Annotated in this window: 15 protein-coding genes; 13 read left to right on the forward strand and 2 right to left on the reverse strand. The window is 45.6% G+C overall.

Features of this window, described 5'->3' with window-relative positions:
- Positions 1–9 precede the first annotated feature (9 nt).
- Entirely contained in the window at positions 10–864 is an 855-nt protein-coding gene (locus AB1K91_RS07465) for a LysR family transcriptional regulator (RefSeq protein ID WP_413089148.1), read from the forward strand.
- On the opposite strand, the gene AB1K91_RS07470 is transcribed toward AB1K91_RS07465, so the two are convergent.
- Entirely contained in the window at positions 854–1468 is a 615-nt protein-coding gene (locus AB1K91_RS07470) for an RraA family protein (protein ID WP_413089149.1), read from the reverse strand. The genes AB1K91_RS07465 and AB1K91_RS07470 overlap by 11 nt on opposite strands.
- Positions 1469–1671: 203 nt before the next feature.
- Here AB1K91_RS07470 and AB1K91_RS07475 point away from each other — a divergent pair, with 203 nt between their 5' ends.
- Positions 1672–2976, forward strand: a complete 1305-nt coding sequence (locus AB1K91_RS07475) for a CitMHS family transporter (RefSeq protein WP_413089150.1) — start codon at positions 1672–1674, stop codon at positions 2974–2976.
- A 15-nt stretch (positions 2977–2991) separates the two neighbouring features.
- A complete protein-coding gene (locus AB1K91_RS07480; protein ID WP_413089151.1) occupies positions 2992–3867 on the forward strand; it encodes a LysR family transcriptional regulator in 876 nt (291 codons plus the stop codon).
- A gap of 165 nt (positions 3868–4032) precedes the next feature.
- Here the strand turns inward: AB1K91_RS07480 and AB1K91_RS07485 are convergent, their stop codons facing one another.
- A complete protein-coding gene (locus AB1K91_RS07485; RefSeq protein ID WP_413089303.1) occupies positions 4033–4722 on the reverse strand; it encodes a YjjG family noncanonical pyrimidine nucleotidase in 690 nt (229 codons plus the stop codon).
- A 225-nt stretch (positions 4723–4947) separates the two neighbouring features.
- Here AB1K91_RS07485 and AB1K91_RS07490 point away from each other — a divergent pair, with 225 nt between their 5' ends.
- From AB1K91_RS07490 to AB1K91_RS07535, 10 genes are all read left to right on the forward strand, one after another.
- Entirely contained in the window at positions 4948–6078 is a 1131-nt protein-coding gene (locus AB1K91_RS07490) for a GntR family transcriptional regulator (protein ID WP_413089152.1), read from the forward strand.
- Between the two features lie 299 nt (positions 6079–6377).
- Positions 6378–7718, forward strand: coding sequence for an ABC transporter substrate-binding protein (locus AB1K91_RS07495; RefSeq protein WP_413089153.1), 1341 nt, complete (start codon positions 6378–6380; stop codon positions 7716–7718).
- 238 nt (positions 7719–7956) lie between these two features.
- The gene (gene arfA / locus AB1K91_RS07500; RefSeq protein WP_413089154.1) at positions 7957–9477 is read left to right on the forward strand and encodes an arabinosylfuranosidase ArfA; all 1521 of its coding nucleotides are present in this window, start codon (positions 7957–7959) and stop codon (positions 9475–9477) included.
- Positions 9478–9505: 28 nt separating this feature from the next.
- A complete protein-coding gene (locus tag AB1K91_RS07505) occupies positions 9506–10444 on the forward strand; it encodes a carbohydrate ABC transporter permease (RefSeq protein ID WP_413089155.1) in 939 nt (312 codons plus the stop codon).
- Positions 10444–11283, forward strand: a complete 840-nt coding sequence (locus AB1K91_RS07510; RefSeq protein WP_413089156.1) for a carbohydrate ABC transporter permease — start codon at positions 10444–10446, stop codon at positions 11281–11283. Before AB1K91_RS07505 ends, AB1K91_RS07510 begins: the two co-directional genes overlap by 1 nt.
- Positions 11284–11314: 31 nt before the next feature.
- Positions 11315–11938, forward strand: coding sequence for a YesL family protein (locus tag AB1K91_RS07515; RefSeq protein WP_413089157.1), 624 nt, complete (start codon positions 11315–11317; stop codon positions 11936–11938).
- Positions 11939–11967: 29 nt separating this feature from the next.
- Complete coding sequence (locus tag AB1K91_RS07520; protein WP_413089158.1) at positions 11968–13458, forward strand: alpha-N-arabinofuranosidase; 1491 nt, start codon at positions 11968–11970, stop codon at positions 13456–13458.
- Entirely contained in the window at positions 13458–14672 is a 1215-nt protein-coding gene (locus tag AB1K91_RS07525; RefSeq protein WP_413089159.1) for a sn-glycerol-1-phosphate dehydrogenase, read from the forward strand. Before AB1K91_RS07520 ends, AB1K91_RS07525 begins: the two co-directional genes overlap by 1 nt.
- On the forward strand, positions 14669–14926 hold the full coding sequence (locus AB1K91_RS07530; RefSeq protein ID WP_413089160.1) for a DUF6171 family protein: 258 nt from the start codon (positions 14669–14671) through the stop codon (positions 14924–14926). The genes AB1K91_RS07525 and AB1K91_RS07530 overlap by 4 nt, the downstream gene beginning before the upstream one ends.
- Before the next feature lie 22 nt (positions 14927–14948).
- Positions 14949–15734 carry an HAD-IIA family hydrolase gene (locus tag AB1K91_RS07535; RefSeq protein ID WP_413089161.1) on the forward strand — a complete coding sequence of 262 codons (786 nt, stop codon included), beginning with the start codon at positions 14949–14951 and terminating at the stop codon, positions 15732–15734.
- Positions 15735–15746 lie beyond the last annotated feature (12 nt).

Here is a 15746-nt window from a genome sequence, read left to right on the forward strand (position 1 = left end):
GGTAACGGAATGGATGAGAGAGATTGGCTTATATTAAAGTACTTAAAAATGCATCAGAATATAACACAAATAGCATCGATGCTGTATATCTCCCAACCTTCCGTCACAAAGAGATTGAAGAAGATGGAGAAGTATTTCGGCGCGAGCATTATCGAGAAGAAAAACAAGGGCATCATTCTGACGGCTTTCGGACACTATATCGTTTCTTGTGCGGGCACGATGCTGGAGGAGTATGAGTTAGTGCGAAAAGAATTGGAAGAACTGAAGGAGAGGGTAAGCGGCACATTGAGTCTTGGTACGACGAATTTATATGCAAAATACTGCCTGCCGGCCGTCTTAAAAGTTTTTAAAGAGAAATATCCAGATGTATCCCTGGAAATCGTTACGGGCTGGAATAAGGAAATCAGAAAAGCTTTCATACATAATAAAATAGAGCTCGCTATTATAGGAGCGGAATTACCGGATTGGAAAGGAGAAAAGCAATTATTATTCACAGACAAACTATGTATTGCCTCCAAGGAACGGATTGACATAGCCATTCTTCCCCAGCTTCCCCAAATCCATTATCGGATGGATAAGGAGATGGAAGATCTCATTGCAGGCTGGTGGGACAATAACTATGTCCAAAAAGCGAGAATCAGCGTAGAAGTGGATGATATCGACTCCTGCAAGGAGATGGTAGTGCAGGGCTTAGGCTACGCCATCCTTCCCGAATTGGCATTAAGCAGTCATGAAGATATATTCCTGGAAGATATCTTACTGGATAATGGTGGTCCTTGTGAGATCCATACGTGGATCTATTTCGAAGAGAGCAGCTTAAATGCTGCTTCGTCCGAGTTTGTCCAGATGTTGCTCAATCAATGACTGTATTCAAGTAAGTGCGAACACTCTCTTGGTCCTTGCCGTATTTTTGTTCCCGGATCTCATCCTTTTCCAGCTTTTCCGATGCAGTTTGGATGACTTCGTTCACCTTTTCTTGCGGAATGACAATGACACCATCCGCATCGCCGACGATGTAATCGCCATGTCTGACAATACTTCCGCCGCATGAAATAGTGGATCTGATAGTTCCAGGAATATTCTTCTTCCCGGCTGCCATTGTAGTACCAAGGCAAAATACCGGATAATCGAGATCCAGGACGCCGTGTAAATCCCTGACAACGCCATCGGCAATGACTCCGCGAATACCAAGTGTCTGCATCATGCCGATGATGAAATCTCCGGCAAATGCATAGCGGGTCTCATTCTTGGCACTTAATACAAGAAGGTCATCTTCGCTTGCTTCGCTGATGGCTTTTAATAACGTCTTATTCTCCCCCGCAGGTAAATCCACTGTGAATGCCTTGCCGCATACTTTGTGTGCAGTGTTCAAGGGTTTGATTGTGCTATCCATATTATGCGTTATATCCAATGCATCAGATAGACTTGTAGTAGTCAGCTGACTTAGTTTCTCAAGGATGCCATCCATGTCCATCCGCCCCTTTCAGTTTGTGATATACCTAGTATAATGTGAAATCTAGCAAATTTTAAATAGTTTAAAGTTATGCCTGCCAATAACTCTGTATGGATAACCATATGTTATCGCTGTGGATGAATATACGATATTTCCGTCTTTTACGGTTATCCTATATATTCTTTGTAAGCGATTACAAAGAAGGGGTGGCATGAAAAATGATTGCTTTGCTAGGGTTTGCGCTAATGTTTACGTTTATCTTGCTTATTGTGACGAAACGCTTATCGGCATTGCTGGGACTCATATTAGTACCAATCATCTTCGCTATTATAGGAGGGTTTGGTTTAGAACTGGGGCCGATGATTCTGGATGGCCTTGTGGGGGTAGCTCCGACTGGGATCATGCTCTTGTTTGCTGTTATGTATTTTGGAATTATGATTGATGCCGGATTGTTCGATCCTCTGATAAATAAGATCTTGTCCATTGTAAAGGGAGATCCGTTGAAGGTCGTTATCGGTACAGCTGTGTTAGCCACGATGGTTGCGCTCGATGGAGATGGTACCACTACCTATATAATCACAGTATCTGCTATGCTCCCGCTTTATAAAAAGCTTAAAATGAATCCGCTTGTACTGACGTGCACTGCGATGATGGCGTTCGGTGTGATGAATATTGTCCCTTGGGGAGGGCCTACTGCCAGAGCAATCACTTCTTTGAATCTTGATCCAACAGAGGTATTCCCTCCGCTTATTCCTGTCATGTTAGCTGGGTTATGCTGGGTTTTCCTTACAGCTTTCATCCTTGGGAAGAAAGAGCGGAAGCGGCTTGGAATTATCAGCTTGGAGCCTGGTTTTATGGATGATACGAGAATGGAGGAAGCAGCCACGCTGGAAGCGGGCAGTACCACCAAACGCCCGAAGCTAATCTGGTTTAACTTTGCTCTCACCGTTCTCTTGATTGTCGGACTCGTTACTAGTGTCTTTCCGCTTCCGGTTTTGTTTGTTATTGCATTTGGGATAGCGTTATACGTCAATTATCCTAATCTTGAAGAACAAAAGAAACGGATGGAATCGCATGCACCCAATGTTTTGATTGTTGTATCCCTTATATTTGCTTCGGGTGTGTTTACAGGTATACTTTCAGGCACAAGCATGGTCGATGAAATGGCGGGGGCACTTGTTTCGGTCATACCTGAACAGTTTGGCTCCTGGTTCGCTATCATAACTGCCGTCACGAGCATGCCGCTGACTTATTTTATGGCGAATGATCCCTATTACTTTGGTGTACTGCCGATCATCGCTGAAACTGCTGCTGCTTATGGAGTGGACCCGGTACACATCGCCAGGGCATCCGTTCTTGGTCAGCCATTACATGCCATGAGTCCGTTGATTGCCTCGACATACCTGCTTGTAGGAATGGCAGGTGTCGAATTCGGTGATCATCAAAAATTCATTTTAAAATGGGCAGTCGGCACAAGCGTGGTCATGATACTGGTTGCCATAATTTTCGGTATCATTATTTGATAAAGGAATGATTTGATGAAATTCAGCACCCTGCTTACTCTCCAGGATCTATACAAGAGTCGGAATATCACGAAAACTGCCCATAACTTAGGGTTGACGCAGCCAGCTTTGACGAAGAGGCTCAAACAAATAGAGACCGAATACGGTATTACGCTGGTAAGAAGAGAACGAAGAGGGATAAGTTTCACGACCGAAGGAGAGTACCTAGCAAGCAAAGCGCAATATCTTTTGAAAAAACAGCAGGAGATAAGGGAAATCGGATGGAGTATGCAGGCAGAACCTAGCGGAACGATTAAAGTCGGTATTTCGAATTTCTTCACAAAATTTCTCTTCCTGGATGTACTGCGCGACTTTCAAATTCTATATCCACGCATTCATTTTCAAATTGTCACAGGGTGGAGCAGGGATATATTCGGATTACTTGTTAAAGATGAATTACATGTAGCATTTGTCAGAGGGGACTATGGCTGGGCAGGTTTGAAGCAGCTTCTCTTTGAGGAGGATATGGTGGTTGCCTCGAGCAAACCTATCAGCATCGATGCTTTGCCGGAGCTGCCAATGATCAGCTATAAGACGGATATTAAACTGAAGAATATGATAGATAAATGGTGGTATGAGCATTTCACTGTAGCCCCTCAGGTCATAATGGAAGTCGATCGTGCAGACACTTGTCTGGACATGATTTCAAATAACTTAGGCTTCTCGATTCTTCCAGGTTTAGTGGTACGAAACCATAGTGAACTTTATAAGCTTCCGATACAAGATAAAGAGGGCAATAAAATCACCAGGAACTCGTGGATGTTTTCGAAATTGGAGAGACATGAACAATTCTTTGCTTTACGTCAATTCTCTGATTATGTACAAAGTTATATGCAAGATAAAACAGTTTGAAGATGCGCTTTTAGCGCATCTTTTTTGTGCATCAGTTTAAACTGCATGCTCTTACCTATATTATCGAAAAAAGGTTCAAAAAAGGGGGCATGAACATGTCCCCTTTTTTGAACCACACTATTTTTGGTGTACTTTCGATTATATATTTACTAAAAGTATGTACATCTAGTATTTCAATATATCCAGCAATTCTTCCAACTTAGTGATTTCATAATCCGGTGTAAGCGGCAGATGGTTCGGCAGTCTGCTAGGGTTGAACCAGCATGTGTCCATACCTGCCATATTTCCGCCTTGGATATCGGCTACCAAGGAATCGCCGATGATCAACGATTGATACGGTTCGATTCCGGGAACGCGTTCAAACACATAATCAAAAAAACCAGACAAAGGTTTTTGGAAACCGGTATCTTCCGAAACGAATACGGATTGGAAGTAAGGAAGCAGTCCGGCAGTTTTCAGCCGTCGGAATTGTGTCTCTGAAACACCGTTCGTCACAATATACAATGGATAATGGTTGGACAGTTTATCCAATACCTCAGCGGCACCAGCTATCATATGTCTTCCTTGTGCCAAAAGTTCCCGATAAGCGGTGTCCAGTTCTGCTCCTTCTACTTGACGGTCATACAGTGCAAAGAACTCAGTGAATCTGGAACGAACGACAGTGTCGCGGTCGATCTCCCCTTTTTCAAAAGAACTCCATAGTCGTTGGTTGATGGTACGGTATGAAGCCATGGCGGCTTCATCTGTAGGCAAGCCGTACTGCTGGAATAGAAGCGGAAGGGCTTCCTGTTCGGTTTTGGTGAAGTCCAGGATGGTGTTGTCTACATCGAAAAATAAAGCATCGTATTTTTTCATCATGTCGTCTTCCTCCAGGTGTATTTTGCCGGTTTATTTGGTTGTGAGTATAGAGTTTATGTACGAATTAATTGTTTCCGTTCTGATCGTACCATATATGCAACAGCAAAAAAATGCATTAGTGAAATTGTACGTCGGATATAATATCGAACAAGATAGTGCGTCACTCGCATAACTTGTGATATGCTAACTTATACGAACATGTCAAGGAAGCTGGTGTTAGTTATGCAGACAAAATATGGGATTGTAAAGCAAGCAATCAAGTCTAAAATCCTAGATGGTACGTATGAGCCGCATGCAAAAATCCCGTCCGAAAGTGAAATGATGAAGCAATTCGAGGTAAGCCGTCATACAGTCCGGCTGGCGATAGGGGAACTGGTTACAGAAGGATGGCTGTATCGTGAACAAGGAGCGGGTACATTCTGTGCCGATCGGTCAAAACAGCAGCTGCAGCAGAATGGGATGCCCAATAAGAATATCGCCATTGTGACGACTTATATCTCCGACTATATTTTTCCGTCGATCATTCGCGGAGCTGAAGCTTATTTGAGTGATCATGGCTATAATGTCAGTCTGTTCAATACGAATAATGACCATGAGAAAGAACGGGAGTATTTGGAGCGAATCATAACTACTGGTTTTGATGGTGCAATCATCGAGCCGACCAAAAGTGCATCGGCAAATCCCAATATCAACTACTACTTGAATCTCGAACGTTTGCAAATCCCGTATATCATGATCAATGCGTATTACGATGCACTGGAGCCGTTTCGGGTGCTGGTAGATGATGAGCAGGGTGCTTTCCTTCAGACGGAGCATCTAATCAAGCAAGGTCATCGGGATATCATCGGTTTTTTCAAAACGGATGATATGCAAGGGACGCTGCGGATGAAAGGTTATTTGAAGGCTCATCGCGAACACAAGGTACCAATCACACCAAATCATATTGTCACCTACAGCACGGAAGAGAAGCATGAGAAGCCTGTAAAAGAGCTTGAAGCCTTATTGAATCAATCAGAAGCAAAGCCAACTGGATTGGTATGCTATAACGATGAACTGGCGATCAAGCTAATCAATGTCCTCCGGGAACGAAATATCAAGATTCCACAGGATATGTCCATCGTCGGCTTTGATGATTCCTTCCTGACCGAATTATCTGAGGTAAAGCTGACTTCTGTCGCACATCCAAAAGCAGAGCTTGGCCGAGCAGCCGGCAAACTGATCCTGGATTTAATTGAGAGCGGGCAAGGGAAGGGTTATGAGGCCGCAATCGATAGTATTGTATTTCCGACAAAACTTGTACCAAGACAGTCGACGCAAGCTATAGGAGAAGAGACATTGGAAAAAACAAAGTAAGCAAATGGAGCTGATGACGTCAGCTCCATTTTTATAACTTATTAAACAAGTTTTAGTTATATTTTCTTTGTTTTAAACCTTGTTCGTATAAGTTATTGAGTTAATGTAATGAAACTTATTGACTGATTAGTGGAGCGGTGATACGATGTACATAACACACACCGTATAGGCTGACATGAAAATGTATGCGCTATCATCCAGAACGATCTTCAGTTGGCTGAACGGAAAGGGAGGTATGACCTCTTTGGTAAACGCTTTCAAAGTTTGCTTTTTGAATTAAAAAATGAGGGGGAGCTTTGATGAAGAAAATCTTGAAGACGCTGATGATCGGTTTGATGATCATTGTGCTGGTAGCTTGCAGCAAAGGCGGCAGTAGCGGAGGAAGCGAAGCGGATGAAACAGAAGTGGTCGGTGGAGATCTTGAGAACGCAACTGAATTGACTTATTGGACATTTGTCGGTCAGCATATGGATTTATTCAAAGATGCAGCAGAACGCTGGAATGAAGAATACCCGGATCGACCGATTAAGCTTGTTGCAGAAACCTATCCATTTGATCAAATGCATAATAATCTATTGTTGAGTTTGCAGTCTGGTAAAGGTGCACCAGACATTGCGGATATCGAACTGAGCAAATTCCCTAACTATCTGCAGGGTGAGCCTCAATTGGAACCAATGAATGAATATGTTGAGCCGGTATTGGCTGATTCCGTTCAGGCAAGGTTCGAGCTATATGCCAAGGATGGAGACTACTATGGCGTTCCTACGCATGTAGGTGCAACTGTCATGTATTATAATACCGAAATCATGGAACAGGCGGGTGTCGATATCGATTCCATCGAAACATGGGATGATTTCGTGGAAGCTGGCAAACAAGTGACGGAGAAAACGGATGCAGTGATGTGGAATGTTGGTACAGCTGACTTCCTTATGGATTTATGGCCGATGGTTTCCCAGCAGGATTCCGACTTCTTTGATGCAGAAGGAAATTTGACATTGGATAACGAAACAAATGTAAAGACACTCCAATTCTTGTACGATGCTATTTATACCGAAAAAATTGCTGAACTGACCCCTGGTGGCAATAACCAATCAGAAGATTTCTATAAATATTACACAGAAGGCAAATCTGCTGCCATCTTGGCTCCGCTATGGTATATGGGGCGTTTCCTTGACAATATGCCTGAAATGGAAGGCAAGATAGCTATCAAGCCGCTTCCGGCATGGGAAGAAGGCGGTAAGCGCTCCGCTGGTATGGGTGGAACAGGTACAGTCGTGACCAACCAGTCGGAAGATAAGGATTTGGCGAAGGAATTCCTCGCTTATGCAAAGCTTTCGGAAGAGGGCAGCATTAATTTATGGAAGATTCTCGGGTTCGACCCGCCTCGCTGGGATGTATGGGAAAGCGAAGCAGTAAAGGAAGACAACAAATACTATCAATTCTTCGGCGATGGCATCTTCGATATGCTATTGGATGTGAAGGACGAAATCAACACGCTCAATATTACAGAGAATACACCGGATGTCTCGACCGAATATAACACGATCATAGCAGATTCGGTATTGAGACAGAAAAACAAATCACCTGAGGAAGCAATGAAAGAAGCTGCCGATAAGATTGAAAGCACAATGAAGCAATAGGTTGGATAAAGTATGGGAGCAGCGGATCAACCGCTGCTCCTTTTTTAAAATTTCCTTTTATCACAAAAAACGCTTGTTTTTATAAAGATATCTGACTATACTAAACATATAAACTTATACGTACATATTTTGAATGTTTGAAACACGAGTCTAAATATGTTCGTACATGATGCGATGCAGGTCGCCTTCTTTTTTCTTTCTTTTTGTAAGCGTTATCAATCAAAAGGAGTTGGGATACATGGCAGATAAATTGCAAGCAACAATGGTACTGGACAAAAACTATCAAATCAGCGAAGTGGATCGGCGGATTTATGGTTCGTTTATTGAACATTTAGGAAGGGCTGTTTATGGCGGTATCTATGAACCAGGTCACCCAGAAGCGGATGAGCAAGGGTTTCGGAAGGATGTCATCGAATTGGTAAAAGAGCTGCAGGTACCAATCGTGCGTTATCCTGGCGGTAATATGGTTTCTGCTTATAACTGGGAAGATGGTGTCGGACCGAAGGAAAAACGTCCAAAACGGTTGGAGCTTGCTTGGCGTACGATCGAGCCCAATGAAATAGGGACAAATGAATTCGTCGATTGGGCCAAAAAAGTGCAGGCGGATGTCATGATGGCAGTGAATCTTGGTACAAGAGGAATCGATGCCGCTCGTAATCTGATTGAATATACCAATCATCCGGGCGGAACGTACTGGAGTGATTTGCGCAGGGAGCATGGTTATGAACAGCCGCATAGCATCAAGACCTGGTGCTTGGGTAACGAAATGGATGGACCGTGGCAGGTAGGGCAAAAGACGGCAGCTGAATACGGCAAAATCGCCAAAGAGACAGGAAAAGCGATGAAGCTTGTCGATCCGAGCATTGAACTCGTGGCCTGCGGCAGCTCGAATACTGATATGCCGACTTTCCCGGAGTATGAAGCAACGACATTGGATATTGCCTATGACGAAGTGGATTATATCTCGCTGCACCAATATTACGGCAATAGCTCCAATGATCCAGCCAATTACTTGGCGAAGAACATGGATATGGATCATTTTATCAAGACTGTAACTTCTACCTGTGATTACATCAAAGCCAAGCATCGCTGCAAGAAAACAATCAACTTGAGTTTTGATGAATGGAATGTCTGGTACCACTCAAGGGAGCAGGATGAAAAACTGGATCCATGGACAGTCGCACCTCCGCAGCTGGAAGATGTCTATAACTTCGAAGATGCCCTGCTGGTTGGAAGCATGCTCATCACTTTGCTTCGTCATGCTGATCGGGTGAAGATGGCCTGCATGGCGCAGCTGGTGAACGTGATTGCACCGATCATGACGGAAAATAACGGCCAATCTTGGAAACAGACAATCTATTATCCTTATCTGCATGCATCCGTCTATGGCCGGGGTATCAGCCTTCAGCCAATCCTTTCTTCTCCGAAGTATGACAGCAAGGACTTCACGGATGTGCCTTACATCGACAGTGCTGCTGTTTATAACGAGCAGGAACAGGAGCTTACGGTTTTCCTAGTGAATAAGCATCTGGAAGAAGCGATTCCGCTGGAAGTGGATGTCCGAAGCTTTGAAGGTTATGAACTACAAGAGCATATCGTGCTTGAGCATCATGATTTGAAAGCTGTCAATACGAAGGATACGGCACGTGTCACGCCGCACGGCAATGGGGAATCCAGCTTGGAAGACGGCAGGCTGAAGGTACATCTGAATAAAACTTCCTGGAACGTTATCCGGCTGCGTCAAGCTAAATCAAACTAAATCAAACTAAGACCCAAGGGGGGATTTGATGAATACAGCTACACCAGTGACACCGGTGAGAGCACGAAAGAAACAAAACAAGCTCGTCCGGTTCCTGAACTCAAAGAAAGTTGTACCTTTCGTTTTCATATCGCCATTTGTCCTTTCGCTGCTCCTTTTCACTGTATACCCCGCTATCCAGGGTGTGATCATGAGTTTCCAGAGTGTGCTTCCGGGACAGGTGGAATTCATTGGGATGAGCAACTATGAACGTGTGTTCAACCCAACATTCTACAGGGCAGTTTCCAATACGACTGCTTATGTGGTTCTTACCGTATTGATACTGACGATCGTTCCGATGGTGCTTGCGGTGATCCTGAATTCGAAACATGTGAGATTTCGGACACTTTTCCGTGCATCACTCTTTATCCCGGCGCTTACATCCACAATTGTCGGCGGTATGATTTTCCGTTTCATGTTCAGTGAGCAAGAAGGGGCAGTGGCCAATCAGCTCATTGGATTGTTCGGTTCTGAACCGCTTAAATGGATGTTTACTCCATGGGCGGCTATTGGACTGATGGTATTACTTGCTTGCTGGCGTTGGATCGGCGTAAATATTCTTTACTTCCTGGCAGCTTTGCAGAATGTGCCGGATGAGATGTACGAAGCAGCCGAAATCGATGGTGCCACGAGATGGCAGCGCTTCCGTTTCATCACGATGCCGATGCTGAAACCAATCATCATTTTCGTCAGTACGATTACGATAATCAATGGCTTCCGTATGTTTGAAGAAAGCTATGTGTTCTGGGCTGTCGGGTCTCCGGGTAACATCGGTCTGTCGATTGCGGCTTATATTTACCAGCAAGGTATCCAACAGAACGATATGGGCTTCGGTGCTGCTCTTGGTGTCGTATTGATGCTCATCATCTTCGTAATCAGCATTATCTATTTGATTGCCACTGGTACATTCAAGAAGGGGGATAGGTGATGAAAAAGTCTAACAACAGACTCATCGGAGTCATTGCAACTGTGGTAATGGCCATTGTCAGCCTGATAGCGCTTTTCCCGATCATAAGCATGGTGCTTTCTTCTTTCATCCCTTCCTCTTCCCTGATGAGGAACGGTATATCATTCAGTTTTCCTTGGGATGAATTGACGTTAAGCAACTATACGTACATTTTCACACAATCTCCAGAGTATTGGACATGGTACGGAAACAGTATTTGGATTTCAGCTTTGATGATTGTCCTGTCCTTGTTCTTTTCTTCCATGGTCGGATATGCGCTGGCGATGTATGACTTCAAAGGAAGCAACATCTTCTTCGTGGCGGTTGTGTTCATTTTGATGGTGCCATTCGAAATTCTGATGCTGCCATTATTCCGCCTTATGATGGATATGATGCTCATCGATACGTATCTTGGCGTCATTTTGCCAGGTGTCGTTGCCCCGGTGGCAGTGTTCTTCTTCCGGCAATATGCATTAGGCTTGCCGAAGGAATTGATGGATGCAGCGCGAATCGATGGATCGACCGAATACGGTATATTCTTTAAAATCATGCTGCCGCTGATGGGACCATCACTAGCAGCGATGGCGATCTTGCAAGGGCTGGGCAGCTGGAATAACTTCCTGTGGCCGCTGCTCGTACTGCGATCGAACGATATGTTCACCCTGCCGCTCGGATTGGCCACGCTTTTGACGCCGTACGGAAATAACTACGACATTTTGATTGCGGGGTCGGTCATGACGATCATTCCGATTGTCATCCTATTCGTTTTCTTCCAGCGTTATTTCATTTCAGGATTGACTGTCGGTGGTGTCAAAGGCTGAGTCTTGCATTTGATGGAGAGGGGTTAGGAACATGTTGAATAAAGCGATGAAAAATCTCGATAAGTCTCTTTTGTGGATCACCCGTTTTGCATACTTGAATGCACTATTCCTGTTATACAGCCTCTTAGGCCTGGTTGTTGCCGGGGCTGCTCCGGCAACGGTGGCTGCTTTACAGGTGTCCCGCCGGCTTTTGAATGGAGAGGAAGTGAAGATGCACCGTACGTTCCGTCAAGCGTACAAACAGGAATTCTGGTCAGCGAACAAGCTTGGGTGGCTGCTCGGGGGAGCGGGTTTCATCCTGTATATCAACTATTTGCTTATCAGGCAGGCAGATGGTCAGTTGTTCTTCTTGGTGCCTTTCCTTTTCTATGTGCTCATTTTCTGCTATCTGACAGTCGTATTTTGGAGTTTTCCACTGCTGGCGCATTATAAAGCAGGTACATTTCAGGTTGTCAGGAATGCATTCATCATTGGACTGACAAGATTCCATATGACACTGTCAATCGCAGTACTCCTGTTTGCACTTTTGTACCATAGTATCGGCTTGCCGGTGCTGCTTGTGTTTTTCTGTTTCAGCGTCAGCGCGTTCGGCTGGATGTGGCTGAGCATGAAGGTATTCAGCACAATGAAACAGCAGGAACAGTTAGCTAGCTAGTAAATTTCTGATAGATTGGAGCGAAAAGCATGTCGACAAAATTGATCATTCAGGCAGACGTCACAGAAGGAAAAATCAATAAAAATATATATGGTCATTTCGCTGAGCATCTTGGCAGGGGTATTTATGAAGGTATCTGGGTTGGAGAGGATTCCTCGATTCCAAATACAAAAGGTATCCGCAACGATGTACTCGAAGCTCTTCAAAAGCTGAACATCCCTGTTTTGCGCTGGCCGGGCGGCTGTTTTGCCGATGAATATCATTGGAAGGATGGCATCGGCCCCCGTGAGGGACGCAAGCGGATGGTGAATACCCATTGGGGAGGAGTCGTGGAGAATAATCACTTTGGCACACATGAATTCTTCACGCTTTGCGAGCTGCTTGGAGCTGAGCCGTATATTTGTGGAAATGTCGGCAGCGGGACTGTTCAGGAGATGTCCGAATGGGTTGAGTACATGACATTCGACGGCGAATCACCAATGACGGCTTGGCGCCAGGAGAATGGAAGAGAAGAGCCATGGAAGTTGAAGTACTTCGGTGTCGGCAATGAAAACTGGGGCTGCGGCGGAAATATGCGCCCGGAATATTATGCAGATCTGTACCGGCGCTATCAGACATATGTACGAAATTATGGCGATAATAAGCTGTATAAGATTGCCGGCGGTGCCAATATCGATGATTATAAGTGGACGGATACGCTGATGAAGGAAGCTGCTGCATTGATGGATGGATTGAGCCTGCATTATTATACGATCCCGGGTGATTTCTGGCTTGGTAAAGGCTCTGCTACCGATTTTACCGAAGATGAATGGCATTTGACATTGAAGCGGGCGCTTTTCATAGAGGAGCTGATTGAAAAGCACGGTATCATCATGGATAAATACGATCCCGAGAAACGTGTCGGATTGATCATTGATGAGTGGGGGACATGGTTCGACGTTGAACCAGGAACCAACCCAGGCTTCCTGTACCAGCAGAATACAATTCGTGATGCACTTGTTGCCGGTGCTTCACTGAATATTTTCAACAACCATAGCGATCGGGTCCAGATGGCGAATATCGCGCAAACGGTGAACGTTCTGCAGGCGATGATCCTGACAGAAGGACAGGAGATGATCAAGACTCCGACTTACCATGTGTTTGATTTGTACCAGGTGCACCAGGATGCAGAACGTCTTTCCTTCCATCTGGTATCGGAAGAGATTAAGCATGGGGAGCTGGCATACCCTGCTGTCAGTACTTCTGTATCGAGAGGGCAAGATGGCAAGATTCATATCAGTTTGTGTAATCTGGATCACACAAATGAAGTGGAAGTGAATACCGAGATTCGCGGTGCAGCATTGGGTTCAGTGAGCGGTAAGATCCTTACGGCTGACAAGAAAGATGCCCGAAACACATTTGAACAGCCTGAGGATGTGACAGTGGTGCCTTTCTCCACCTTCACTGAGCGGGATGGCGGACTGAGCGTCACTTTACCGCCGATGAGCGTGACAGTTTTGACCATCGAGGAGGGGGCTTGATGCAGTTATCAGCGGATATGCTGGCATTGGCAGAGGAATTCGGGATAAGTCAGGACGCGTTTCCGCAGCTTGAAGTGGAAGCTGGTGCACTGGCATCCATCAGTGCTTATCTGGAAGGGAATAGTTGGAGTCGGGCTGTCCTCATTGTGGATGCAAAGACGAAAGCTGCAGCAGGTGATCAGCTGGCATCGCTGCTCCAGGCAGAAAGCATACATGTTCATGTCATCGAACTTCTCGCAAATCATCATGGTCAAGTGAATGCCGACGAAGCGTCACTTGTGCAAGTGCTTGTTGAAACGCCGATTGATACGGATGTCCTGCTGGCGGTTGGGGCCGGGACGATACATGACATCACTCGTTTTTGCAGTCAGAAGCTTTCCATTCCATTCGTCGCTGTTCCGACAGCGGCATCCGTCGACGGCTTCACTTCAAAAGGAGCACCTCTGATTTTACGGGGAGTGAAGCAGACGATCCAGACAGCAGCCCCAGTGGCAGTTTTTGCGGATTTGGATGTATTGTGTGCAGCACCTCGCCCCCTTACTGCAGCTGGCTTTGGGGATATCTTGGGGAAATTCACATCATTGCTTGACTGGGAAATATCCGCAAAAGTCGGAGGAGAACCGTATAATGCGTTGGCTGCCAACATGACCCGGCACTCACTTGATACTTGCGTAGACCATATTGAGGAAATAGCCAAAGCAAATGAAGCAGGCATAAGGATCCTGATGGAGGCTTTGATCGAGTCTGGCATCGTCATGCAAATACTTGACTTTTCCCGTCCGGCTTCAGGAGCAGAACATCATTTGTCCCATTATTGGGAAATGCATTTACTTGAGACAGATAAACGGCAGCTGCTTCATGGAGCCAAAGTCGGAGTTGCTTGTGCAATTATAACGGAATTGTACAAAAACTGGGCTGAACAATTTGATGCTTCGGAAGCAGGAGGAACAAACAGTGCTGCACTGCGGGAGAACTGGGAAGAAATCCGCCTGAAGATTGCAGCGCTGCCGACAGCTGAAGCCCTGCGCTATTATCTGTATCAAGTCGGAGCACCAGCTTCGACTCAAGAGATTGGGATTGACGATAAGCTTGTACAAGATAGCTTGAATGAAGCTTACCATCTGCGTGACCGATGTACCGGGCTGTTTCTCATTAACCAATTCAAGACAGAGCAGATCAGCTTTCCGCCACAGGATCGGATTGGCAGCCGATGACATGCCGGACTTGCCCGCAGGGAAAAACGTATTCAGTGGAGGAAGCAGCTGCACTTGTGGCAGGTCAATTGGCACTGGAGCCAGTTTTGGTTGAAGAAGCGACAGTATCTGCTCGTTTGGCCATCTGCTCAGAGTGTCCGTCACTGACAGCTGATCATACATGTAAGCACTGCGGCTGTTTTGTCCTTTTCCGAGCCTCCCTTCCAAATAAACGCTGCCCAGCTCCTGACGGGGATCGCTGGCAGCAGGTATAATCGAAGAAAGGAGGCGAACGGAATGACTTATTATCAAGCATTGGATAGCATTCTATTTGATTTGGACGGTACTGTATGGAAGGATTTCACGTTGATCGAAGGAGCTGCTGAGACGATTCATACCCTGCAGGAAGCAGGTAAAAGAGTGATCGGGCTTAGCAATCGAGGTACCCATTCGCGCCAGCAGATAGCTGCCTATTTTCAGGCACAGGGCATCAGCTGGGAGAAGGAGGATATCATTCTATCCTCTTTTCTCGCAGCCGATTATTTGCAGACGCACTACCCGAAGCTGCCGGTTTGGATACTTGGCGAGGAAGGGCTGCGGGAAGAATTGGTAGAGGCAGGTCTGACGCTCGCGGCAAAACCTGAGAAAGCAGATTGGCTTGTCATATCCTTGCATACTGGCGTGACGTATCATGATTTGAATCAAGCTTTCCGCGCTGTCATGCACGGTGCCAGGATTCTTGCAACGAATCAGGATCCTGTTTTTCCGGGAAAAGAAGGACTGCAGCTTGATGTAGGCGGACTGATTGGTGCCATCGAAGCGTCAACAGGCAAGAAGACGGATATCATTGTCGGTAAGCCATCACATTTCATGTATCAGAAGGTCATGCAGCAAGCAGGCAGCAATCGGGAAAAAACGATGATAGTCGGAGACAGCCTGACTTCCGATATTGCCATGGGAGCAATGTTTGGTCTGAAAACAGCACTGGTACTGACGGGAAATACAACAAAGGAGCAGGCGGACATATCGAGTATCAAACCAGACTTGGTCCTGCCTTCCATAAAGGAGCTTCCATTCGTTTAAGAATCTGGAGGG

Source organism: Terribacillus jepli, from assembly GCF_047228925.1.
GTDB lineage: Bacteria > Bacillota > Bacilli > Bacillales > Amphibacillaceae > Terribacillus.